This window comes from Pseudomonas parakoreensis (assembly GCF_021602155.1).
Classification (GTDB): Bacteria; Pseudomonadota; Gammaproteobacteria; order Pseudomonadales; family Pseudomonadaceae; genus Aquipseudomonas; species Aquipseudomonas parakoreensis.
In genome coordinates, this window is sequence record NZ_BQHY01000004.1 from 140,004 (window position 1) to 160,914 (window position 20,911).

The window sequence follows — 20,911 nt, forward strand, 5'->3', positions numbered from 1 at the left end:
TACAGGGGAATGCGTTGCAAAGGTGGGAGCGAGCCTGCTCGCGAAGGCACCAGTTGATTCAATCTCAAATCACAGACCTGACTTCAACTTGCTGAACGCCCGAATCAAAGCCCGATTGAACGCCTTGCCATTGTCGTTCTTGCTGTACAGCGAAGCCCGCACCGCCGCTGACGGGTACGTCCCCGGATCATTGCGGATCGACGCGTCAACCAAAGCATCCGCCGCCGTGATCGCATTGGCGTAGTGGATGGTATCAGTGATCGGCGCAATCACCTCAGGCGTCATCAGATAATCCATCAACGCCAGCCCGGCCTGCGGATGCGGCGCATCCTTGGGAATGACCATGGCGTCAAACCAGATCAACGTACCTTCTTTGGGGATGCGGTAACTGAGCTGGAACGGCTTGTTCGCCGCTTGCGCCTGCCCTGCTGCAATCGCCACGTTGCCGTTCCATGACATCGCCACGCAGGTGTTGCCGTTGGCCAGGTCGCTGATGTTCAGGTCGTTGTCGAAGTAACGGATGTACGGGCGGATCTTCGCCAGTTGCTGCTCGGCGAGTTTCAGGTCATCGAGGTTCTGCCGGTTGATGTCCAGGCCCATGTACTTCATGACCGCCGCGAACACTTCGTTCGGATCGTTGAGCAGACTTACCCCGCAATCGGCAAATTTCGCCACCACGGCCGGGTCAAACAGCATCGCCCAACTGTCGGTCGGCGCATTAGGCAGGCGCTGCTTGATCGCCTGTTCCTGATAGCCCACCCCCGTGGTGCCCCAGGCGTAAATCCCGGCGTAGCGGTTGCCCGGATCGAACACCGCCATGTGCTGGCGAAACTCCTCGCCAACCCCGGCAAAGTGCGGCACTTGCGCCTTGTCCAGCGGCTGGATCGCACCACTCTCGATGGCCCGCGACAGGTGCTGGCCGGCGGTCAGCACCAGGTCATAACCGCTGCGCCCGGTGAGCAGTTTGGTTTCCACGGTTTCCAGCGAATCGAAGTGATCGGCGACCACCTGAATGCCGGTCTGCGCTTCAAAATTCTTCAGCGTATCCGGGGCCAGGTACTCGCCCCAGATGTACAGATTGACCACCGGTCTGGCGGTGTCGGCGGCCTGCACACACAGGGGTGCGAGCACCAGCAATAACGCTTGAGTCAGTTTGTGCAGGCCCATCATCACACCCCCTTGATGTTTGGCGTGCCAGCGTATTGCGGCATGGTGATGCACGCGACGTTGCCGCCGCCGAGAAGGATTTCCCGGGAGTTTTCGATGCCGACAATCTTGTGCTGCGGGAACAGTTCGGCGAGGGTCGCCATGGCCACCTGATCGTTGCGATCACCGAACAGCGGCACCACGATCGAACTGTTGCCGGCGTAGTAGTTGATGTACGACGCGCAGATTCTGGTGCCGGCCTGACGGGTGTGGGTGCTGTCCTGCTGATCGAGGCCTTCGGCTTCCTCGGCGGTCCACTCCAGCACGTCCGGTTGCGGCAGCTTGTGCACGATCAACGCGCGACCTCGACTGTCGCGGGTGCTGCGCAGGATGTCGTAGGCCTCCTGATAGATTTCCCATTGCGGATCATCGCGGTTGTCAGTCCATTGCAACACCACTTCGCCGGGGCGCACGAAGCACGCGAGGTCATCGACATGGCCATCGGTTTCGTCGAACTTGCAGCCGCGCGGCAGCCAGATCACCTGTTCGGCGCCAAGGTAATCAGTCAGGCGCCGAGTGACCTCGTCCTTGCCCAGATGCTGGTTGCGATTGCGGTTGAGCAGACATTGCTCAGTGGTGAGGATGCTGCCCTGACCGTCACTCTGGATGCCGCCGAGTTCGGCAATCAGCGGTGCGCGGTAACGGTCGAAGCGTTCGATTTCGAGGATCTTGCTGGCGATCTGGTCGTCCTTGTCCCACGGGTAATACAAGCCACCGTCGAGGCCGCCGTAGGCGTTGAACTCGAAGTCGACGCCACGCACTTCGCCGCTTTCATCATTGACCACAAAGCACGGGCCGCTGTCGCGAAACCAGGTGTCGTTGCAGGTCATCTCGACCACGCGCACTTGCGGCGGTAATTGGCGGCGGGCGGTGGCAAATTGCGCGGCGGAGGCGCAGACCGTGACCGGTTCGCTGTGGGAGATGGCGGTGACGATCTGCACCCAGACTTTCTGCGCCGGTTTCGCGCCGTTGCGCCACACATCGGTGCGCTCCGGCCAGCCGAGCCAGCAGCCGGATTTGGCTTCGAATTCGCCGGGCAGACGGAAGCCGTCGTGTTTGGGGGTGGAGTCGAGCAAACGTGCCATGGTCAAACCTCGTCTTGGGTGGGGAATGACCACAGGCTAAGGTCGCGGACGGCAGGCTCGCCAACGATGATTATTGCGGAACCGTTGAATTCAACTCATCAATCGCTCAACTGATCGTTGAACCATTCGAGCATCTGCGCCACCGCCGGACGCTCCAGCCGCAGCCGCTCGCAGACCAGCGCGTATTGGCCGAGCGCGGTCATGCTCGCGCTGAACGGCCGCACCAGTCGCCCGCTCAGCAGGTCTTCTTGCGCGGTGAGGTTGTCGCCCATCGCCACGCCCTGCCCCTGCGCCGCCGCTTCCAGCGCCAACCCGGCATGGGCGAAATACAGCTGACGCTGCGGGCGCAGATCGCCGGCGTGGCTGGTGAGCCACGTTGTCCAGGTCTTGCCATCCTGATCGTCGTGCAGCAGGCAATGGCGTACCAGGTCCTTCGGCGACTTCAAAGTGCCCTGGTTGAACAGCCCGGGGCTGCACACCGGGAAGAATTGCAGCGCCGGCAACGGCCGCACGAAGCAGGAACTGCTGTCGACAGGTCCGGTGCCATAGGTGATCGCCAGATCAATGTCCTCGCCGGGCGCGCTGGCGTCGATCGGCTGCTCGTAGAGATGCAGGGTGATGTGCGGATAGCGCGCATAGAAATCGGTGAGGCGGTTCATCAGCCACTTCTGCGCCAGCTCGGCTGTGACCGCCAGACGCACGACCGCCAGCGAGGATGGGTCGCGCAGTTCATCGCAGGCCTCGCCGATCAATTCGAAGGCCTGCTGCAGGCTCTGCATCAGGCGCCCGGCGGCGATGGTCGGGCGGATCTGCCGGCCTTCGCGGATGAACAGCGAGACGCCGAGCTGCTCTTCGAGCTGACGGATCTGGTGGCTGACCGCGCTGTCGGTGACGCACAGCTCGGCGGCAGCCCGGCCGAAATGCGCGTGGCGGGCGGCGCATTCGAAGGTTCTGAGGGCGGCCAGTGAGGGGAGTCTTCGCATGGGTTGGGGTGCCTTTTTTGGGGACATGCTGACTGGGCCTTGAGCAGGCGTCCAGTGGCTCCGCGTTATCGTTCATCGCTGGCAAGCCAGCTCCCACAGGTTTTGTGTCGAACGGCAAAGTCGCGCACACCAAAAAATCACTGTGGGAGCTGGCTTGCCAGCGATGGCGTCGGCACATTCACACAATTCTTCTAGGCTCATTCAAACCCATCCAGCCAACCGGAGGCCCCTCATGCACCTCGAAGGCTCCTGCCACTGCGGCGCCGTCACCTTCAGCCTGACCAGCGCCCATCCCTATCCCTATCAACGCTGCTACTGCTCGATCTGCCGCAAGACCCAGGGCGGTGGCGGTTACGCGATCAACCTGGGTGGCGACGCGGCCAGCCTCAAGGTTCAGGGGCGCAAGCACATCAGCATCTACCACGCGAAGATGAAGGACGAAGGTGACAAACGTGCCCATCGCAGCACAGCCGAACGGCATTTCTGCTCACAGTGCGGCAGCGGTTTATGGTTGTTCAGCCCTGAGTGGCCGGAGCTGATTCACCCGTTCGCCTCGGCCATCGATACGCCGCTGCCGGTGCCGCCGCAACACACGCATTTGATGCTGGGGTCGAAGGCGCCTTGGGTCGAAGTGGATGCCAAGCCCAAGGACAAACAGTTTGCGGTGTATCCCGAAGAGTCGATTGCGCAGTGGCATGAGCGCTTGGGGCTGGTCAAATGAGCATTGATTTGCGCTGGCTTTGATGGCCCTATCGCTGGCAAGCCAGCTCCCACAGGTTCCTCGGCGTACACAAAACCTGTGGGAGCTGGCTTGCCAGCGATAGGGCTGGAACCGACAACGCAGATCAGTCCAGATGCGCCCAGGTCATCCGGAACGACGCCCCACCCCACACCGATTCCCCGACCTCGACCTGCCCGCCATGGGACTGCGACACCCGTCGCACCAACGCCAGGCCCAGCCCAAAGCCACCGGTACGCCGGTCGCGGCTGGCATCCAGTCGCGAGAACGGTTCGAAAATTTTCTCCCGGCCCTCCACTGGCACCCCAGGGCCATCGTCGTTGACCCGCACCTCGTAGTAATCGCCGCTGCGCACCAGCGTCACTTCGACCCGCTGCTCGGCATAACGAATGGCATTACGCAGCAGATTGATCACCGCCCGCGCCATGAACCGCGGCTCGATGCGCACGGTGTCGAGCCGGCAGTCACCAATCAGCAACTGCACCCCCGCCGCTTCCGCCTCCAGCGCAACGCTGCCGACCACGCTGTCGAGCCAGTTGGCCGCTTGAATGTTTTCGCGTTTGATCACCGTCGCGCCGCGTTCGAGGCTGGCGTAGGTCAGCAGTTCGGAGACCATTTCTTCCAGCTCGCCGAGGTCGGCGTACATGTCGGCGATCAGTTCGCGGTTCTGGTTGGCATCCGGCTGTTGCTTGAGTTGGTCGAGTTCAAACGACAGCCGTGCAATTGGCGTACGCAATTCGTGGGAGACCGCGTTGGTCAGCTCGCGCTGATTGGCGATCAGGCTCTCGATGCGCGCCGCCATCAGATTGAAGTGTTCCGCCAGATCGCGGATGTTCGAGCGTTTCGACAGTTGAATGCGCACAGACAGATCGTTATCGCCAAAGCGCTCGGCGGCCAGACGCAGTTTTTCCAGATCGCGCCAGTGCGGGCGTACCCAGAAGAACAGGACGATGCCGATCAGCACCGCGAGCATCGCATAAGCCACCGCGATGTAGAACGGCATCAGGCTCGGCTCGGGCGGCAGCTTGATGCTGAGCAGTTGCGCGCCACCGTCGATGTTGCTGATGAACTGGGTGTAGTTGTCGCGGATCACCAACAGGTTTTGCGCCAGTTCGGCCTTCTCCTCGGTGCTGAGGTCCAGTTGATCGGCTTCGATCAGCTTCAGCGACAAGCCGTAGTGCGGGCGCAACGCTTCCAGCTGCTGTTCTCGGGCCGCGCCTTGCTGATCGCGCATGTGCTCGACCAGTGACCACGCCTGCCCGCGCACCGCCTCACGGTTGTAGGCCTGCATCTGGTTGTCGAGCAACGCGTTGAAGGTGTGTTCGACAGTTTGCAGGGCCAGGACCAGGCCCACCGTCATCACCAGAAACAGCCCGAGGAATAACCGCAGCATCTACAGCTCCCACGCGAATGGATTGAACAGGTAACCCTTGCCCCACACGGTCTTGATGCACACCGGCTCACGGGGATTGTCCTTGAGTTTGTTGCGCAACTTGCTGATGTACACGTCGACGCTGCGATTGAGCCCGTCGAAGGCGATACCGCGCATGCGGTTGAGAATGTCATCGCGGGACAGGGTTTTGCCGGCGGCGCTGGCCAGCAGCCACAGCAGCTCGAATTCCATGGTGGTCATTTCGATGATCTCGCCAGCCAGCCGCACTTCGCGGCAGCTGCGGTCGATGCTCAAGCGGCCGAATTCCAGCGCACTGACCACGCCGACCTCCGGCATCTGCCGACGCTGCAAGGCGCGTAGCCGGGCGAGTAATACCGGCGGCTTGATCGGCTTGATCACGTAATCGTCGGCGCCGGATTCCAGGCCGAGAATGTGGTCGAGGTCGTCTTCCTTGGCGGTGAGGATGACAATCGGCGTGTCCGACACGCTGCGGATTTCCCGGCACACGTGCAGCCCGCTCTGCCCCGGCAGCATCAGATCAAGCACCACCACTTTGGGCTGGAATTCGAGAAACGCGGCCACCGCCTGATCGCCGCGATGCACCGCGCGCACCTCGTAGCCATGCTGCTCGAGAAAGTGCGCAATCAGCGTGGCCAGACGTTCATCGTCTTCGACCAGCAGGACTTTGCCAAAACCCAGGTTATCCATAACGACCGTCTGCCAACCCATGTGTGAAATGGTCGACAGTATGGCGGCAATCGTTCGCAAGGCGTTGTTTCGGGCAACAAAAACCGGCCGCAGGGGCCGGTTTTCGGTGATATTTCATACTCTTAAGAGTTTTTAACAAGTAGGAGCTGCCGAAGGCTGCGATCTTTTGATTTTTGAAACAAGATCAACAGATCGCAGCCTTCGGCAGCTCCTACAGGTTATGCGGCAGCCGGCACACCGCTGTGAAAGCGGAACTCGTCGTCCGGCGACTCGATCAGTTCCTGCTCGGCAGCACGCACCTTGTCGATCACCTGAGCGATGTCTTTCGCGTCGCCGTACTGGTAAGCCAGTTTCAGATAACCCTGGAAGTGCCGCGCCTCGCTTTTCAGCAGGCCGAAATAAAACTTGCCGAGTTCTTCGTCCAGATGCGGCACCAGCGCTTCGAAACGCTCGCAACTGCGCGCTTCGATGAATGCGCCGACCACCAGCGTATCCACCAGTTTCACCGGTTCGTGGCTGCGCACCACTTTGCGCAATCCCGAGGCGTAGCGCCCGGCGTGCAGCTGGCGCAGCTCGATCTTGCGGCGTTTCATGAGGCGCATGACCTGTTCGTGGTGCACCAGTTCTTCCCGGGCCAGACGCGACATCATGTTGATCAGGTCGACGTGGGAATGGTACTTGGCAATCAGGCTCAGCGCGGTGCTGGCGGCCTTGAACTCGCAGTTCTTGTGGTCGATCAGCAGGGTTTCCTGATCGGCCAGTGCGGCCTGGACCCAGGCGTCGGGCGTGCGGCAGCCAAGGAATTCGTGGATTTCGGGAAGGATCATGAGGCTCACGGTAAAAGGTGTACGAGCAAAGGCCGCCGATTATACCGGCCTGCCCGCAGACCACCAGTCGCAGGCGTTGATGTGCATCAAGTCGCAGGCGCATGAGCAGCAACTATAGTTGTGCAACGCCGTGCCTTTTCTTTGCTGGAGACTCCGCTCATGCAAGCCATTCGCAGCATTCTGGTGGTCATCGAACCCGAACATTCGGAAAGCCTGGCGCTCAAGCGCGCCAAGTTGATCGCCGGCGTGACCCAGGCCCATCTGCACCTGCTGGTGTGTGACCGCAAGCACGACCATGCCGGCATGCTTGGCGTGCTCAAAGCCGCGCTGTTGGCGGATGGCTACAGCGTGACCACCGAACAGGCGTGGAACGAAAGCCTGCACGAGACCATCATCGACGTGCAGCAGGCCGAAGGTTGCGGGCTGGTGATCAAACAGCACTATCCCGACAGCGCGCTGAAAAAGGCCCTGCTGACCCCGGCCGACTGGAAACTGCTGCGCCACTGCCCGACTCCGGTGCTGTTGGTGAAAACATCCACCTCCTGGAAAGACCGAGTGATTCTTGCGGCTGTGGATGTGGGCAATGCCGATGGCGAACACCGGCATTTGCACACCACGATCATTGATCATGGCTACGACATTGCCAGCCTGGCCAAGGCGCATCTGCATGTGATCACGGCGCATCCGTCGCCCATGCTCTCGGCCGCGGATCCGACCTTCCAGCTCAAGGAAACCATCGAAGCGCGGTACCGCGAGCAGTGCAAGGCGTTTCAGGCCGAGTTCGATGTGGACGACGAGCACCTGCATATCGAGGAAGGCCCGGCGGATGTGTTGATTCCGTTCATGGCGCACAAGCTGCAGGCGGCGGTGACCGTGATCGGCACCGTGGCGCGCAGCGGGTTGTCGGGCGCGTTGATCGGCAATACCGCTGAAGTGGTGCTGGATGCCCTGGAAAGCGACGTGCTGGTGCTCAAGCCGCAGGAGGTTGAGGATCATCTGGTGGAGTTGGCGGTGAAACACTGAGGATTACGGTGCCTGAACCGGCGACTTCGCGAGCAGGCTCGCTCCCACCGTTGGAATGCATATCCCTGTGGGAGCTGGCTTGCCAGCGATAGCGGTGGGTCAGTCAACATTGATATTGGATGCACCGCCCTCATCGCTGGCAAGCCAGCTCCCACAATATTTGCATTTCACTCCGATCATTGTGGGAGCGAGCCTGCTCGCGAAGCTGCTAGGCGCCGAAGGCGTCCTTGAGAAAGCCCGGTGCGATATAGCGCTGATAATGCGCTTCCGACAACAGGAAGAATTCCCGATCAATGGCATCGCGCAGTTCCGGCAGGTTCCAGTCGCGGAACTCCGGCAGCAACACCATCCCGTAGGCCTCCAGATTAATGATCACCCGCGCCCCGCGCGCAATCAGCTGATAGGCCCAGCAATACTCCGACTGATGCGGTACAAAGCGGATCTTGCGCTGTTCCAGTTGCTGGCGCAGACGCGCCGAATCGAAGATCTCGACCTTGCTCGCCATCACTTGTGACAGCAATTGCTCCAGACGCAACCACACCGCACGCTTTTCCTCCTCGCCGTAACCGTTCCAGTGGATCACTTCGTGGTGGAAACGCTTGCAGCCACGGCACACCAGATCTCCGTAAACAGTGGAGCAGAGGCCGACGCAGGGGGTCTTGATGGTCTGATTGGGCATAAATTGGCAAAACACTGAAACGCGGAACAGGTCGGCATGTTAGCCCTTTGTCGGCCATTGATCACCCCTCAAACGTCAGGGGCAAGCGCTGGATCGCGGTTTGGCGCGCCCGTGCACAACGCCACCAAAGTCCAATAGAGCGCGACTTACCTTTAAATTTTTTTTGCCGTAGAATCAGCCAGCCTTTTAAGGCGCCAATGTCCGTTAGAAGCTGTTTTCAAAGCGTCACGAGCACAGTCGTTCCTTCAGAGCGGTGTTGGCGAAGGGTTTTTCCAGCGGGGAAAAGCCCAACGCCAACCCTCATCAGCTCCCCGTTCTGCAGGCGTAAAACTTTGAAAGCAGCTTCTGTAAGGAATTGCCGGTAATTCTGGCCAAACGACTCACAACGTCGTGCGGTGCATGAGTACGGCAATTTCGGGATGAGCGTCCCGGACACCCATTTGGGACCACTGATGAGGGTAATAACTGTGCTTGAAGCCTACCGCAAACATATCGAAGAGCGTGCAGCCCTGGGTATCGTTCCCCAGCCGCTTAACGCCGAACAAACTGCAGGCCTGGTCGAGCTGCTGAAGAATCCTCCGGCTGGCGAAGAAGCTTTCCTCGTTGACCTGATCACCAATCGCGTACCACCAGGAGTGGACGAAGCCGCTTATGTCAAAGCCGGTTTCCTGTCGGCCCTGGCCAAAGGCGAAGTCACCTCCCCTCTGCTGGACAAGAAGCGCGCTGTAGAACTGCTCGGCACCATGCAGGGCGGCTACAACATCGTGACTCTGGTTGAACTGCTGGACAACGCCGAGCTGGCGCCAGTGGCTGCCGAAGAACTCAAGCACACCCTGCTGATGTTCGATGCCTTCCACGACGTGGCTGAAAAAGCCAAGAACGGCAACGTTCACGCCAAGGCCGTGCTGCAATCCTGGGCTGACGGCGAGTGGTTCAAGAAGCGCCCGGTGCTGGCCGACAAGATCAGCCTGCGGGTGTTCAAAGTCACCGGCGAAACCAACACCGACGACCTGTCCCCGGCACCAGACGCCTGGTCGCGTCCTGACATCCCGCTGCACGCCCTGGCCATGCTGAAAATGGCCCGTGACGGCATCGTTCCGGACGAGCAAGGCAAGACCGGCCCGATGAAGCAGATCGAAGAAATGCGCGGCCAGGGCTTCCCGATCGCCTACGTCGGTGACGTGGTCGGTACCGGTTCCTCGCGTAAATCGGCGACCAACTCGGTGCTGTGGTTCTTCGGTGACGACATCCCTTACGTGCCGAACAAGCGCGCTGGCGGTTTCTGCTTCGGCAGCAAAATCGCTCCGATCTTCTACAACACCATGGAAGATGCCGGCGCACTGCCGATCGAGTTCGACGTGTCGAACATGAACATGGGCGACGTGATCGACCTGTACCCGCACGCCGGCAAAGTCTGCAAGCACGGTACCGACGAAGTCATCACCACCTTCGAAATGAAGACCCCTGTGCTGCTGGACGAAGTCCGTGCCGGCGGTCGTATCCCGCTGATCATCGGCCGTGGCCTGACCGAGAAGGCTCGCGCCGAACTGGGTCTGCCTGCGTTCGACCTGTTCAAGAAGCCGGAAGCACCGGCTGAAAGCACCAAGGGCTTCACCCTGGCGCAGAAAATGGTCGGCAAGGCGTGCGGTCTGGCAGAAGGCAAAGGCGTTCGTCCTGGCACCTACTGCGAACCGAAAATGACCACCGTAGGTTCTCAGGACACCACCGGTCCAATGACCCGTGACGAACTGAAAGACCTGGCGTGCCTGGGCTTCTCCGCTGACCTGGTGATGCAGTCCTTCTGCCACACCGCGGCGTATCCGAAGCCGATCGACGTGACCACCCACCACACCCTGCCTGACTTCATCATGACCCGCGGCGGCGTTTCCCTGCGTCCGGGCGACGGCATCATCCACTCGTGGCTGAACCGCATGCTGCTGCCGGACACCGTAGGTACCGGTGGTGACTCGCACACCCGTTTCCCGATGGGCATCTCGTTCCCGGCCGGTTCCGGTCTGGTCGCGTTCGCCGCTGCCACCGGCGTCATGCCGCTGGACATGCCGGAATCGATCCTGGTGCGCTTCAAAGGCAAAATGAAACCTGGCATCACCCTGCGTGACCTGGTTCATGCCATTCCTTACTTCGCCATCCAGAACGGTCTGCTGACCGTCGAGAAGAAAGGCAAGAAAAACGCCTTCTCCGGCCGCATCCTGGAAATCGAAGGCCTGGAAGGCCTGACCCTGGAACAGGCATTCGAACTGTCCGACGCCTCGGCCGAACGTTCGGCTGCCGGTTGCACCATCAAGCTGTCGAAAGAATCGATCACCGAGTACCTGCAGTCCAACATCACCCTGCTGCGCTGGATGATCGGCGAAGGCTACGGCGATGCACGTACCCTGGAACGTCGTGCGCAAGCGATGGAAGCCTGGATCGCCAACCCGCAACTGATGGAAGCCGATGCCGACGCCGAATACGCCGAAATCATCGAAATCGATCTGGCCGACATCAACGAGCCGGTACTGTGCGCGCCGAACGATCCGGACGACGCCCGTCTGCTGTCCAGCGTCGCTGGCGAGAAGATCGACGAAGTGTTCATCGGTTCGTGCATGACCAACATCGGTCACTTCCGCGCTGCCGGTAAACTGCTGGATCAGGTCAAGGGTCAGCTGCCAACCCGTCTGTGGCTGTCGCCGCCGACCAAGATGGACGCTCACCAACTGACCGAAGAAGGCTACTACGGCATCTACGGCAAGGCCGGCGCACGCATGGAAATGCCAGGCTGCTCGCTGTGCATGGGTAACCAGGCACGCGTTGAGCCGAACAGCACCGTGGTCTCGACGTCGACCCGTAACTTCCCGAACCGTCTGGGCGACGGCGCGAACGTCTACCTGGCTTCGGCCGAACTGGCGTCCGTGGCTTCGATCCTGGGTCGCCTGCCGACCGTCGAAGAGTACATGGAATACGCTGGCAAGATCGACAGCATGGCGGCCGATGTTTACCGCTACCTGTCCTTCGACCAGATCGCCGAGTTCCGTGAAGCGGCTGCGAACGCCAAGATTCCGGTCGTTCAAGCCTAACGCTGCAACGCAATGAAAAAACGCCGCCCATCGTGAGATGTGCGGCGTTTTTTTATGCGTGCTCTGTTCCACATCATTCCTTGTAGGAGCTGCCGAAGGCTGCGATCTTTGCTCTTGATCTTAAAAAGCAAGATCAAAAGATCGCAGCCTCCGGCAGCTCCTACAGGGAGGCGTCAGATTTCAAGGCTTGCTGCACCGCCCCATCGACGCTCAGCCCGCTGAGTATCACCGCGTTGGCCGTTACCTCGGGCAACGCCTCCAACGCGACCAGCGCTTCCTGCTTGAGCCGCGCCAGAATCAGCCGCTTGCCCTCCTGATGCACCCGCAGGAAAAACTCTTGCATCGCCTCGATACTGGTGCCGTCCAGGTCCGGGGTTTCCTCCAGACTGAGGATCACCGTGTGTACCGGCGCCTCCGAATGACGAATCAAATGCAGCGCCGCACCGAGAATCCGCTCCACATTGGCGAAAAACAATGCCTCACTGGGCCGCACAATCAGCACTCCCGGCTCAACCGTCGCCGTTGGATGTCGCTGCAAATCGACAAAATCGTGCCCGCCGTCGATTCGCCCGAGCACCTGAATGTCCGCCGCCGACATCTGTTTGAGCATCAGCAACACGCTGATCGCCACCGACACCAGCAAGCCGTCGAGAATGCCCAGCACCAGCACCGCCCCCACCGCGCACATCACCAGCAGCCGATCCCGGCGCCAGACGAAGTAGCGCCCCAGCGGCTGCAGACTCAAGCCACGCGCCAGCGCATGAATCACGATGGCCGCCAGAATCGGCTCCGGCGTCAGGGCGATCCACGGCAATACCGTCAGCACGATCACCAGCACCACCAGCGCCGCCACGCCACCGGCCCAGCGTGACGTCGCCCCGGCTGCCTCGTTCGCCGACGTCGCCGAATACCCGGCCCCCGCCGGCATGCCATGGAACAATCCGGACAACAGATTCGAGGCCCCCAGCGCCAGCAGATCACGGTTGGAGGTCACACGATCACCGTGTTTGAGGGCGAACGCACTGATCGAGCCGTACGACTCTGCATACAGAATCATCACCAGCGCGAACCCCACCTCCCCCAGCCGCAGCCAGTCGGCAAACGGCAGCACCGGCAGATTCGGTACTTCCAGGCTCAGGTCGATCAAGCCGATCAACTTCACACCGTGGGCCGGCAGGTTCAGCCATTGCCCGGCGACGATACCGATCACTACCACCAGCAAACCGCCGGGCACCCGTGGAAAACGGGAGAACAGGCTCAACAACAGCAGAGCCACCGCAGCGACAGCAGCCGCCGGCCAGTTCCATTGCGGCAGTTGTTCGAGCAATTGCGGGGCGAAGCGCACCAGATTGGCGTCGGTCAGGTGCACGCCGACCACGCTGGCGACCTGTTTGAGGATGATCGTCAGCGCCAGGCCGAAGGCGAAACCGCGCAATACCGGTTTGGCGATAAACGAAGTCACGCTGCCGAAGCGAAAGATCCCCGCCAGCAAGAACAGCCCACCGGTGACCAGTACCAAGCCGACCGCCAGCGTCGCGCGTAACTGCGGATCGCCATTAGCCATGGTCGCGGTGGTCGCCGCCAGCACCGCCGCTGACGAAGACGTGGCCGAGACAATGGCAAAGCGGCTGGTGCCAAACAGTCCGTAGCAGAGCAATCCGGCAAACAGGGCAATCACGCCGGCCTGCGGCGCCAGCGCGGCGATGGTCGAATAAGCGACCGCTTCGGGCAAGAGCAGCCCGGCAATCGACAGGCCGGCGAGGATGTCACGCCAGCGATTGGTGGGTTCTACCGGTTGGGCCGTACTCGACAATCCACTGTCTCCAGACAAAAAAAAGCCGCTGTGCGCATCACGCACAGCGGCCACTGTAGCTGAAAAGCGAAAGATCGCAGCCTTCGGCAGCTCCTACAGGTATACATAAACCCTGTAGGAGCTGCCGCAGGCTGCGATCTCTTGATCTTCAAGCAGTCAGCGAATAAATCAACGCCGAAATCGCCACCAGACCTACGGCGGTGACAAACACGTTCGACGCCTGACCGCGATAGCGCGCCATCGCCGGTACTTTGCGGATCGCGTACATCGGCATCAGGAACAGAATCGCAGCGATCACCGGGCCACCGATGGTCTCGATCATCCCGAGAATGCTCGGGTTCAGGGTCGCTACGATCCAGCACACCACCAGCATGAACGCCGCCACGATGCGATCCAGCGCCTTGGCGCCCGGACGCTTGCCGCTCTTGACGATCAGGCCCTTGAGGCCTTCGCTGGCGCCGATGTAGTGACCGAGAAACGACTTGGAAATCGCCACAAACGCAATCAGCGGCGCCGCGAATGCAATGGTCGGGTTGCTGAAGTGGTTGGCCAGGTACGACAGGATCGACAGATTCTGCGCCTTGGCTTCGGCCAGTTGTTCCGGCGACAGGGTCAGCACGCAACTGAAGACGAAGAACAGCACCATCACCACCATCAACAGGTGGGCGCGGCAGAGGATCTGCGAGCTGCGCTGGTCGGCGTTGACACCGTAGCGACGCTTCTGATCCACCGCAAACGCCGAGATGATCGGCGAGTGGTTGAACGAAAACACCATGACCGGGATCGCCAGCCACAGGGTGTGCAGCAACGCCGACGGTGCCGGCACTTGCGAGGCGGTGGAAAGAATGCCGCCGTTCCAGTGCGGAATCAGGTACACCGCGAGGAACAGCAGCGCAACGATGAACGGATACACCATCAGGCTCATCGCCTTGACGATGGCCTGCTCGCCGCAACGCACTACGGCCAGCAGGCCGAGGATCAACACGAATGACAGCAGCGCGCGCGGTGGCGGCGTGATGTGCAGTTGGTGTTCGAGGAAACTGGCGACCGTGTTGGTCAGGCCGACGCTGTAGATCAGCAGGATCGGGAAGATGGCGAAGAAGTACAACAGGGTGATCAGCGCACCGGCCTTGATGCCGAAATGCTGCTCGACCACATCAGTAATGTCGGCGCCTTCGCGACCGGAGAGGACGAAGCGGGTCAGGCCTCGGTGGGCAAAGAACGTCATCGGGAAGGCCAGCAGCGCGAGGATCACCAGCGGCCAGAAGCCACCCAGACCGGCGTTGATCGGCAAAAACAGGGTACCGGCGCCAATGGCCGTCCCGAACAGTCCCAACATCCACGTGGTGTCATGGCGATTCCAGCTCGACAGTTCAGCTGGTGCTGCCGCTTCATAGCGTTCGTCGACGCTATTGGCCTGATCATTCATCCGGTCGGATCTCCGCATTCCGGTCACTTGCCACTCGGTCGGGACGCGTCGGAAAAAACCGACAGACATGCTCCGGCCGAAACAGGGGCGCGATTCTCCGTGATAAATGAGCAGAAGCAAAGACTTAGCTGAGGAATGGTTGTACGGAGCAGATCAGCGGGTTGTCGTTTTCGGGAAAATAGCTGTCGGCTTCGGATAAGTGAAATGTCGTTTTTCGACAAGTTCCAGCGACAACTCCACCGGCAAGACGATCAGATTGATCGAGCGAGGAGAAATCCGAGTGACATGCAAAACAGGCCGAACGCCAGCATTCCCCAGATTGGGTACATATCGCCCTTGTTTTTGATGCGCATTCTTTCTTCCCATTCATCGTGCTCACGTTCCAGCTCTTCCATTCTGGCTTTGCGATCATAGGTACTCATGTGAATTTTCCTTTTTGGGGTCATGGTCTGACAGTTGTGGAACGCGAACATCAGAACTTGAAGAAAACGCCTGCTACTGCGGTGATTGCTGTCACCACCCCAGCCAATACTGCGAGCGGATACAAATCTTTCTCTCTATTAAGCTTTTTCTCCTCCGCCGTTAGCTTTTTTCTCTCGGCTACAAGCTTTCTTGACTCATTCTCCAGCCTGTCGAGTTCCAGATTTTCAAGATCGTTCTTGAGCATTCGCCTTCCTTAGCTATTGCAGTCACTGCCCGAGCTGCTTTGTGCCTCATGATTGCTTGTTCATCATCATTCGGGTAGCAGACGCATCTGCCAAATTCGTAGGCAAAATCCGCGAAAAACGTAGGTAGCCTCGTACAAAAACAGCGGCGAGCTCATCACCTCACACTTTCAATCTGGCCGACATGTTCTAGCGTGAGAGGAGTTCCTTGCCCCCACGGAGTCTTTGCCCATGCCCCTCGTCCGCGTCGAAATCAAAAAACACTCTGATCCCACCTTCGCCAAACGCATCGGCGAGCAGATCTACGCCGCCATACGCAGCACCATCAACGTACCGGAGCACGACAACTTCCAGATCCTCAACGAACACGACGGCGAGCATTTCATCTTCGACCCGCAGTACCTGGGCATCCAGCGCAGCGATGGATTGGTGATCATCCAGATCACCCTCAATGAAGGCCGGACGCTGGAGCAGAAAAAAGCCCTGTACCAGACCATCGCGCACAGCCTGAACAGTCAACTGGGCATTCGCCTGGAAGACGTGTTCATCAATCTGGTGGAAGTCAAAAAGGAGAACTGGTCGTTCGGCAACGGCATCGCCCAATACGCCAGTTGACTGGACTCGCTGGCGTCTTCGTGCAGCCGATCAACAATACCGGGGCGAGCTTCTGACGAAGCGCCCGCGCGCTCCCCGTGTCAGCTCCTACACTGGCTGAAGCGGGGCTGCGGCCATCATTGCCAAACAGCTCTGGAATCAGCACCCTGACACGACTTCGCGACCGAACCGCCATTGATCACAGGAGCCGCGCAATGCCCGCCACCGTTCTGGTACTGGTTGAAACCATCAATGACTATCTGCCGATTCTCGAGCATCAGGGCTTTCATCTGATCCTCGCACCAACCCCTGCCGAACGCGCGCAAGCCATCGCCACCCACGGGGCACGGATCGACGCGGTACTGACTCGTGGCCCGCTGGGCCTGACCGCCGAGGAAATCGCCGCCCTGCCGGCGCTGAAGATCATCACCGTGATCGGTGCCGGTTACGAACACGTCGACCTGCAGGCCGCCAGCGATCGCGGGATTACCGTGACCAACGGCGCCGGGGTCAACGCCTCGTCGGTGGCCGACCATGCCCTGGCCATGCTGCTGGCACTGGTACGCGACATTCCGCGCTGCGACGCGGCGGTGCGCCGGGGTGAATGGCCGAAGATCATGCGCCCGTCGCTGGCCAATAAACGCCTGGGGATTCTCGGCCTGGGGGCGGTGGGCATGGCGATTGCCAAGCGTGCTCACCTTGGTTTCGACATGCAGATCAGTTACCACAACCGGCAGCTGCGCAGTGATGTGCCCTATGCGTTCTGCTCCACGCCGACCGAACTGGCACGGGCCTCGGATTTTCTGATCGTCGCCACGCCGGGCGGGATTGGCACCCAGCATCTGGTGACGCGCCCGGTACTTGATGCTCTGGGCCCGACCGGTTTCATCGTCAACATCGCCCGGGCCAGTGTGATCGCCACCGCAGAGCTGATCAGCGCGCTTGAGCAACGACGGATTGCCGGGGCTGCGCTGGACGTGTTCGATCACGAACCGCAGGTGCCGGATGCGCTGAAAACCCTGAACAATGTGATTCTCACGCCGCATGTCGCCGGTCTGTCGCCGGAAGCCACACAAGGTACGGTGGAACTGGTGGGGAAAAACCTGATGGCATTCTTTTCGGGGCAACCAGTGCTCACGCCAGTCATCCTGCCACCGAGACTCACCAACCAGCGCGTGCATTAACAAGCGCCGGCAGCACCCTGCTGCCGGTGCCTATTCGAAACGCTGATTATCCTGCAACACGCTAACCTATAAGACCGCTGCGCGCTTGTGGCCGCCCTGGTGCGCCATTAGATTAGCCAATGATGTCTGGCCTCCAAAATAAGCAGAAGGGATAAGCATGGCGCTTACTGACCAGTCCACCCGTATCCGCTCTGGCGAAGAACTCGATGCCAGCCTGATCGACCCGTACCTCAAGGCCCACATTCCGGGCCTGACCGGCACGCCGCAGATCAGCCAGTTTCCCGGCGGCGCGTCGAACCTGACGTACCTGCTGGGATACCCGGACCAGGAATTTGTCCTGCGCCGTCCGCCGTTCGGCCACAAGGCCAAATCCGCCCATGACATGGGCCGCGAATTCCGCATCCTCAATCAACTGCGCGACGGTTTCCCCTACGGCCCGAAAGCCTACGTGCACTGCACCGACGAGTCGGTGATCGGTGCCGAGTTCTATGTGATGGAGCGGGTCAAGGGCATCATCCTGCGCTCAGATCTGCCGCCAGAACTGGGCCTCGATGCAGCCAGGACCGAAGCACTGTGCAAGAGCTTCATCGACCGTTTCGTCGAACTGCACCGGGTTGACTACAACGCCTGCGGCCTCGGCGATCTGGGCAAGCCGGAAGGTTACGTCGCCCGTCAGATCAAGGGCTGGAGCGAACGTTACGAAAAAGCCCTGACCCCGGATGCGCCGCACTGGGAAACGGTCAAGGCCTGGCTCAATGACAAGATGCCGGCCGACCATCCGACCTCAAGCATCGTGCACAACGACTACCGTTTCGACAACGTGATCCTCGACCCGAACAACCCGATGCAGATCATCGGCGTGCTCGACTGGGAACTGACCACCCTCGGCGATCCGCTGATGGACCTGGGCAACACCCTCGCCTACTGGATTCAGGCGGACGATCCGGCCCCCGTGCAACTGATGCGCCGCCAGCCCAGCCACGCCCCGGGCATGCTGAGCCGCCGCGAGTTCGTCGATTACTACGCCGAACGCTCGGGCATCCGCATCGACAATTTCGACTTCTACTACACCTACGGCCTGTTCCGCCTGGCCGGCATCGTGCAGCAGATCTACTACCGCTTCTACCACGGCCAGACTCAGGACAAACGCTTCGCGCAGTTCATTCACATGAACAAACTGCTGGAGCACATGAGCCTGCAGGTCATTGCGAAATCGAGCCTCTGACGGCCCATACCAAGGAACCCCCATGTCCAAGACTCAGTTGTTCGACCTCGACGGCAAAATCGCCTTCGTCTCCGGCGCCAGCCGCGGCATCGGTGAAGCCATCGCCAAACTGCTGGCCCAGCAAGGCGCCCATGTGATCGTCTCGAGCCGCAAGCTCGAAGGTTGCCAGCATGTCGCCGACGCGATCATCGCCGCTGGCGGCAAAGCCACCGCCGTGGCCTGCCACATCGGTGAAATGGAACAGATCAGCCAGGTATTCGCCGGGATCAAGGAACAGTTCGGTCGCCTCGATATCCTGGTGAACAACGCCGCAACCAACCCGCAGTTCTGCAACGTGCTGGACACCGACCTGAGCGCATTCCAGAAGACCGTCGACGTGAACATCCGCGGCTACTTCTTCATGTCGGTAGAAGCCGGCAAGCTGATGCGCGAAAACGGTGGCGGCAGCATCATCAACGTCGCGTCGATCAACGGTATTTCACCGGGGATCTTCCAGGGCATCTATTCGGTGACAAAAGCGGCAGTGATCAACATGACCAAGGTCTTCGCCAAGGAATGCGCGCAATTCGGCATCCGTTGCAACGCCCTGCTGCCGGGCCTGACCGACACCAAATTCGCCTCGGCACTGGTCAAGAACGACGCGATCCTCAAGCAGGCGCTGACGCAGATTCCGCTCAAGCGCGTAGCCGATCCGAGTGAAATGGCCGGGGCGGTGTTGTACCTGGCCAGTGACGCGTCGAGCTACACCACCGGGGTTGCGCTGAATGTGGACGGCGGGTTCCTGTCCTAAACCAGACGTGCCTGTGCAGGAACTGCCGAAGGCTGCGATTTTTTGACTTTGACTTTGCAGATAAAGATCAAAAGATCGCAGCCTTCGGCAGCTCCTACACGGGATTGAGGTCAGGCAATGACCTTGGCCAGATGCCAGCCAAAATGCACCGCCAACCAAGCCGCCCCACGCTACTGCGTGACACACCGGGTGGTGGTGATATGGCGCGTGACCTGCTCGTCAACGTACATATCGCCAGACACCTGAGTGTTCTCCAGCGTCTGGCAGGTACGCACCGGCGCTGGTGGCGGCGCAGCAGGAGGCGGTGGCGGAGGACTGGCGCAGCCGCTCAATAGCGCGACAGAGAAAGCCAGCGACAACGGCAGATACACGCGTTTCCCAGGATTATTCATAGGACGACCCGCGGTGAATGGAAGAGCCACTTCCGCTATCGCGCACGAATACCGCGGATGGCGGAAGACCTGACCACTCATTCTTTATAGCCGACTACCCGGCGAGCGCCAGTGAACTGGAGGGGGATGAGGGAATTGGCTGTCGATTTTGTGGAGAGCAAACTCTGTGAGGAAGGGTTGCCTCAGCAAGCAATTTGTTGACTGGGAGGCCGCTATCGCTGGCAAGCCAGCTCCCACAGTGGGATCGGGTGTCATCAGTTAGAGATTGGTCGGCTGTCAGGCCGCTATCGCTGGCAAGCCAGCTCCCACAGTGGGATCGGGTGTCATCAGTTAGAGATTGGGTCGGCTGTCAGGCCGCTATCGATGGCAAGCCAGCTCCCACAGTGGGATCGGATGTTTTCAGTTAGAGATTGGTCGGCTGTCAGGCCGCCATCGCTGGCAAGCCAGCTCCCACAACTTTATTCGTGCACACCCCATGCGGCGAAGCCGCCCCACTCAACACAATGAGCGTTAGCTCGAGTAAAGCTTTTGATCTGAGGGCCCGTCGGCAGGCTGAGTGGAGGGATTTATCCGGGGGTGGGAGCGCAGCGACCGTTTGGCGCAGCCAAACACAGCGAGAGGAGGTGCAGCGAAGCAAACCGTAGGCGCTGCCCCCGGATGAATCCCGCAGCGAAGGAACCCGAGCCTGAGCGAGGGCCGAACGTCAGGGTAAAGCCTTTTGGGTTACCTTTTCGGCGTTTGGAAAAGGTGACCCGCCGTAAGGGCGGAACCATAGGAGGCCGTTACCGCAGCAACGGATATACACCCAACTCCCCTAAAACCCTAAGCCATATCCGGATCCCGAGCAGCCCGCAAAGAATTACTCTCCAACTCATACCGCAACTCATCAATCAACGCCGCCACAGCCTCCGGCGTACGCAACGCATCAAGCTTCAACCCGCTGATCACCAGATCCACCTGTCCCGACTCACGGTGATACAACTTCACCGTCAGCGAATGATCCCCATCCACTGAACACTCGCACGCCAAGGGCGAGAAACTCTGCTCAAGGCTGGCGCGCAACTGCGCAAGATTCATCATGGAGCTTGTTCCTTTAGCT

The 20,911-nt window shown here is 60.2% G+C and carries 19 protein-coding genes; 7 read left to right on the forward strand and 12 right to left on the reverse strand.

From position 1 onward, the window contains the following. Positions 1-69 precede the first annotated feature (69 nt). From L6D63_RS07460 to L6D63_RS07470, 3 genes are all read right to left on the reverse strand, one after another. Complete coding sequence (locus tag L6D63_RS07460; RefSeq protein ID WP_131671381.1) at positions 70-1,167, reverse strand: extracellular solute-binding protein; 1,098 nt, start codon at positions 1,165-1,167, stop codon at positions 70-72. Positions 1,168-1,169: 2 nt separating this feature from the next. Continuing rightward, positions 1,170-2,291, reverse strand: a complete 1,122-nt coding sequence (gene aguA / locus L6D63_RS07465; RefSeq protein ID WP_131671330.1) for an agmatine deiminase — start codon at positions 2,289-2,291, stop codon at positions 1,170-1,172. A 98-nt stretch (positions 2,292-2,389) separates the two neighbouring features. Further along, positions 2,390-3,274 (reverse strand): LysR substrate-binding domain-containing protein, encoded by an 885-nt coding sequence (locus L6D63_RS07470; RefSeq protein ID WP_131671329.1) that lies wholly within the window; start codon positions 3,272-3,274, stop codon positions 2,390-2,392. A 232-nt stretch (positions 3,275-3,506) separates the two neighbouring features. Here L6D63_RS07470 and L6D63_RS07475 point away from each other — a divergent pair, with 232 nt between their 5' ends. Beyond that, positions 3,507-3,995, forward strand: a complete 489-nt coding sequence (locus L6D63_RS07475) for a GFA family protein (RefSeq protein WP_047293648.1) — start codon at positions 3,507-3,509, stop codon at positions 3,993-3,995. Positions 3,996-4,119: 124 nt separating this feature from the next. Here L6D63_RS07475 and L6D63_RS07480 read toward each other — a convergent pair whose 3' ends face one another. The 3 genes from L6D63_RS07480 to L6D63_RS07490 form a co-directional block, all read right to left on the reverse strand. Continuing rightward, complete coding sequence (locus L6D63_RS07480; protein ID WP_047293646.1) at positions 4,120-5,406, reverse strand: ATP-binding protein; 1,287 nt, start codon at positions 5,404-5,406, stop codon at positions 4,120-4,122. Next, positions 5,407-6,114 (reverse strand): response regulator, encoded by a 708-nt coding sequence (locus L6D63_RS07485; RefSeq protein WP_047293823.1) that lies wholly within the window; start codon positions 6,112-6,114, stop codon positions 5,407-5,409. A gap of 218 nt (positions 6,115-6,332) precedes the next feature. Continuing rightward, on the reverse strand, positions 6,333-6,941 hold the full coding sequence (locus tag L6D63_RS07490) for a MiaE family protein (RefSeq protein ID WP_047293644.1): 609 nt from the start codon (positions 6,939-6,941) through the stop codon (positions 6,333-6,335). Positions 6,942-7,100: 159 nt separating this feature from the next. On the opposite strand from L6D63_RS07490, the gene L6D63_RS07495 reads away from it, so the two are divergent. Beyond that, positions 7,101-7,964: a universal stress protein gene (locus L6D63_RS07495; RefSeq protein WP_041067371.1), complete on the forward strand. Its 864-nt coding sequence runs from the start codon at positions 7,101-7,103 to the stop codon at positions 7,962-7,964. 208 nt (positions 7,965-8,172) lie between these two features. On the opposite strand, the gene L6D63_RS07500 is transcribed toward L6D63_RS07495, so the two are convergent. Then, positions 8,173-8,643: a DUF1289 domain-containing protein gene (locus L6D63_RS07500; RefSeq protein ID WP_041067373.1), complete on the reverse strand. Its 471-nt coding sequence runs from the start codon at positions 8,641-8,643 to the stop codon at positions 8,173-8,175. Between the two features lie 467 nt (positions 8,644-9,110). Here L6D63_RS07500 and acnB point away from each other — a divergent pair, with 467 nt between their 5' ends. Next, on the forward strand, positions 9,111-11,720 hold the full coding sequence (gene acnB, locus L6D63_RS07505) for a bifunctional aconitate hydratase 2/2-methylisocitrate dehydratase (protein WP_047293641.1): 2,610 nt from the start codon (positions 9,111-9,113) through the stop codon (positions 11,718-11,720). Positions 11,721-11,880: 160 nt separating this feature from the next. On the opposite strand, the gene L6D63_RS07510 is transcribed toward acnB, so the two are convergent. The 4 genes from L6D63_RS07510 to L6D63_RS07525 form a co-directional block, all read right to left on the reverse strand. Continuing rightward, complete coding sequence (locus tag L6D63_RS07510; RefSeq protein WP_131671328.1) at positions 11,881-13,533, reverse strand: SulP family inorganic anion transporter; 1,653 nt, start codon at positions 13,531-13,533, stop codon at positions 11,881-11,883. A gap of 148 nt (positions 13,534-13,681) precedes the next feature. Beyond that, positions 13,682-14,962 carry an HAAAP family serine/threonine permease gene (locus L6D63_RS07515; RefSeq protein WP_047293638.1) on the reverse strand — a complete coding sequence of 427 codons (1,281 nt, stop codon included), beginning with the start codon at positions 14,960-14,962 and terminating at the stop codon, positions 13,682-13,684. A gap of 251 nt (positions 14,963-15,213) precedes the next feature. Then, a complete protein-coding gene (locus L6D63_RS07520) occupies positions 15,214-15,384 on the reverse strand; it encodes a hypothetical protein (RefSeq protein ID WP_186448472.1) in 171 nt (56 codons plus the stop codon). A 50-nt stretch (positions 15,385-15,434) separates the two neighbouring features. After that, positions 15,435-15,629 carry a hypothetical protein gene (locus tag L6D63_RS07525; protein ID WP_047293637.1) on the reverse strand — a complete coding sequence of 65 codons (195 nt, stop codon included), beginning with the start codon at positions 15,627-15,629 and terminating at the stop codon, positions 15,435-15,437. 229 nt (positions 15,630-15,858) lie between these two features. Between L6D63_RS07525 and L6D63_RS07530 the strand changes: the two genes are divergently transcribed. The 4 genes from L6D63_RS07530 to L6D63_RS07545 all read left to right on the forward strand — a co-directional run bounded on the left by L6D63_RS07530 (position 15,859) and on the right by L6D63_RS07545 (position 19,420). After that, a complete protein-coding gene (locus L6D63_RS07530) occupies positions 15,859-16,242 on the forward strand; it encodes a tautomerase family protein (RefSeq protein ID WP_131671327.1) in 384 nt (127 codons plus the stop codon). A 194-nt stretch (positions 16,243-16,436) separates the two neighbouring features. Next, positions 16,437-17,405 carry a 2-hydroxyacid dehydrogenase gene (locus L6D63_RS07535; RefSeq protein ID WP_131671326.1) on the forward strand — a complete coding sequence of 323 codons (969 nt, stop codon included), beginning with the start codon at positions 16,437-16,439 and terminating at the stop codon, positions 17,403-17,405. Positions 17,406-17,562: 157 nt separating this feature from the next. Then, positions 17,563-18,630, forward strand: a complete 1,068-nt coding sequence (locus L6D63_RS07540; protein ID WP_131671325.1) for a phosphotransferase family protein — start codon at positions 17,563-17,565, stop codon at positions 18,628-18,630. A gap of 22 nt (positions 18,631-18,652) precedes the next feature. Continuing rightward, a complete protein-coding gene (locus tag L6D63_RS07545; RefSeq protein ID WP_047293630.1) occupies positions 18,653-19,420 on the forward strand; it encodes an SDR family oxidoreductase in 768 nt (255 codons plus the stop codon). 1,214 nt (positions 19,421-20,634) lie between these two features. On the opposite strand, the gene L6D63_RS07550 is transcribed toward L6D63_RS07545, so the two are convergent. After that, a complete protein-coding gene (locus tag L6D63_RS07550; protein ID WP_047293628.1) occupies positions 20,635-20,892 on the reverse strand; it encodes a DUF1652 domain-containing protein in 258 nt (85 codons plus the stop codon). Positions 20,893-20,911: the final 19 nt, after the last annotated feature.

What these genes read in the sequence shown, in the direction of transcription:
- L6D63_RS07475 (WP_047293648.1), top strand. Translation starts at nt 3,507, where the DNA reads ATGCACCTCGAAGGCTCCTGCCACTGCGGCGCCGTCACCTTCAGCCTG.
- L6D63_RS07530 (WP_131671327.1), top strand. Translation starts at nt 15,859, where the DNA reads ATGCCCCTCGTCCGCGTCGAAATCAAAAAACACTCTGATCCCACCTTC.
- L6D63_RS07515 (WP_047293638.1), bottom strand. Translation starts at nt 14,962, where the DNA reads ATGAATGATCAGGCCAATAGCGTCGACGAACGCTATGAAGCGGCAGCA.
- aguA (WP_131671330.1), bottom strand. Translation starts at nt 2,291, where the DNA reads ATGGCACGTTTGCTCGACTCCACCCCCAAACACGACGGCTTCCGTCTG.
- L6D63_RS07545 (WP_047293630.1), top strand. Translation starts at nt 18,653, where the DNA reads ATGTCCAAGACTCAGTTGTTCGACCTCGACGGCAAAATCGCCTTCGTC.
- L6D63_RS07460 (WP_131671381.1), bottom strand. Translation starts at nt 1,167, where the DNA reads ATGGGCCTGCACAAACTGACTCAAGCGTTATTGCTGGTGCTCGCACCC.
- L6D63_RS07500 (WP_041067373.1), bottom strand. Translation starts at nt 8,643, where the DNA reads ATGCCCAATCAGACCATCAAGACCCCCTGCGTCGGCCTCTGCTCCACT.
- L6D63_RS07480 (WP_047293646.1), bottom strand. Translation starts at nt 5,406, where the DNA reads ATGCTGCGGTTATTCCTCGGGCTGTTTCTGGTGATGACGGTGGGCCTG.
- L6D63_RS07525 (WP_047293637.1), bottom strand. Translation starts at nt 15,629, where the DNA reads ATGCTCAAGAACGATCTTGAAAATCTGGAACTCGACAGGCTGGAGAAT.
- L6D63_RS07495 (WP_041067371.1), top strand. Translation starts at nt 7,101, where the DNA reads ATGCAAGCCATTCGCAGCATTCTGGTGGTCATCGAACCCGAACATTCG.
- L6D63_RS07490 (WP_047293644.1), bottom strand. Translation starts at nt 6,941, where the DNA reads ATGATCCTTCCCGAAATCCACGAATTCCTTGGCTGCCGCACGCCCGAC.
- L6D63_RS07520 (WP_186448472.1), bottom strand. Translation starts at nt 15,384, where the DNA reads ATGAGTACCTATGATCGCAAAGCCAGAATGGAAGAGCTGGAACGTGAG.
- L6D63_RS07470 (WP_131671329.1), bottom strand. Translation starts at nt 3,274, where the DNA reads ATGCGAAGACTCCCCTCACTGGCCGCCCTCAGAACCTTCGAATGCGCC.
- L6D63_RS07550 (WP_047293628.1), bottom strand. Translation starts at nt 20,892, where the DNA reads ATGATGAATCTTGCGCAGTTGCGCGCCAGCCTTGAGCAGAGTTTCTCG.
- L6D63_RS07540 (WP_131671325.1), top strand. Translation starts at nt 17,563, where the DNA reads ATGGCGCTTACTGACCAGTCCACCCGTATCCGCTCTGGCGAAGAACTC.
- L6D63_RS07535 (WP_131671326.1), top strand. Translation starts at nt 16,437, where the DNA reads ATGCCCGCCACCGTTCTGGTACTGGTTGAAACCATCAATGACTATCTG.
- L6D63_RS07485 (WP_047293823.1), bottom strand. Translation starts at nt 6,114, where the DNA reads ATGGATAACCTGGGTTTTGGCAAAGTCCTGCTGGTCGAAGACGATGAA.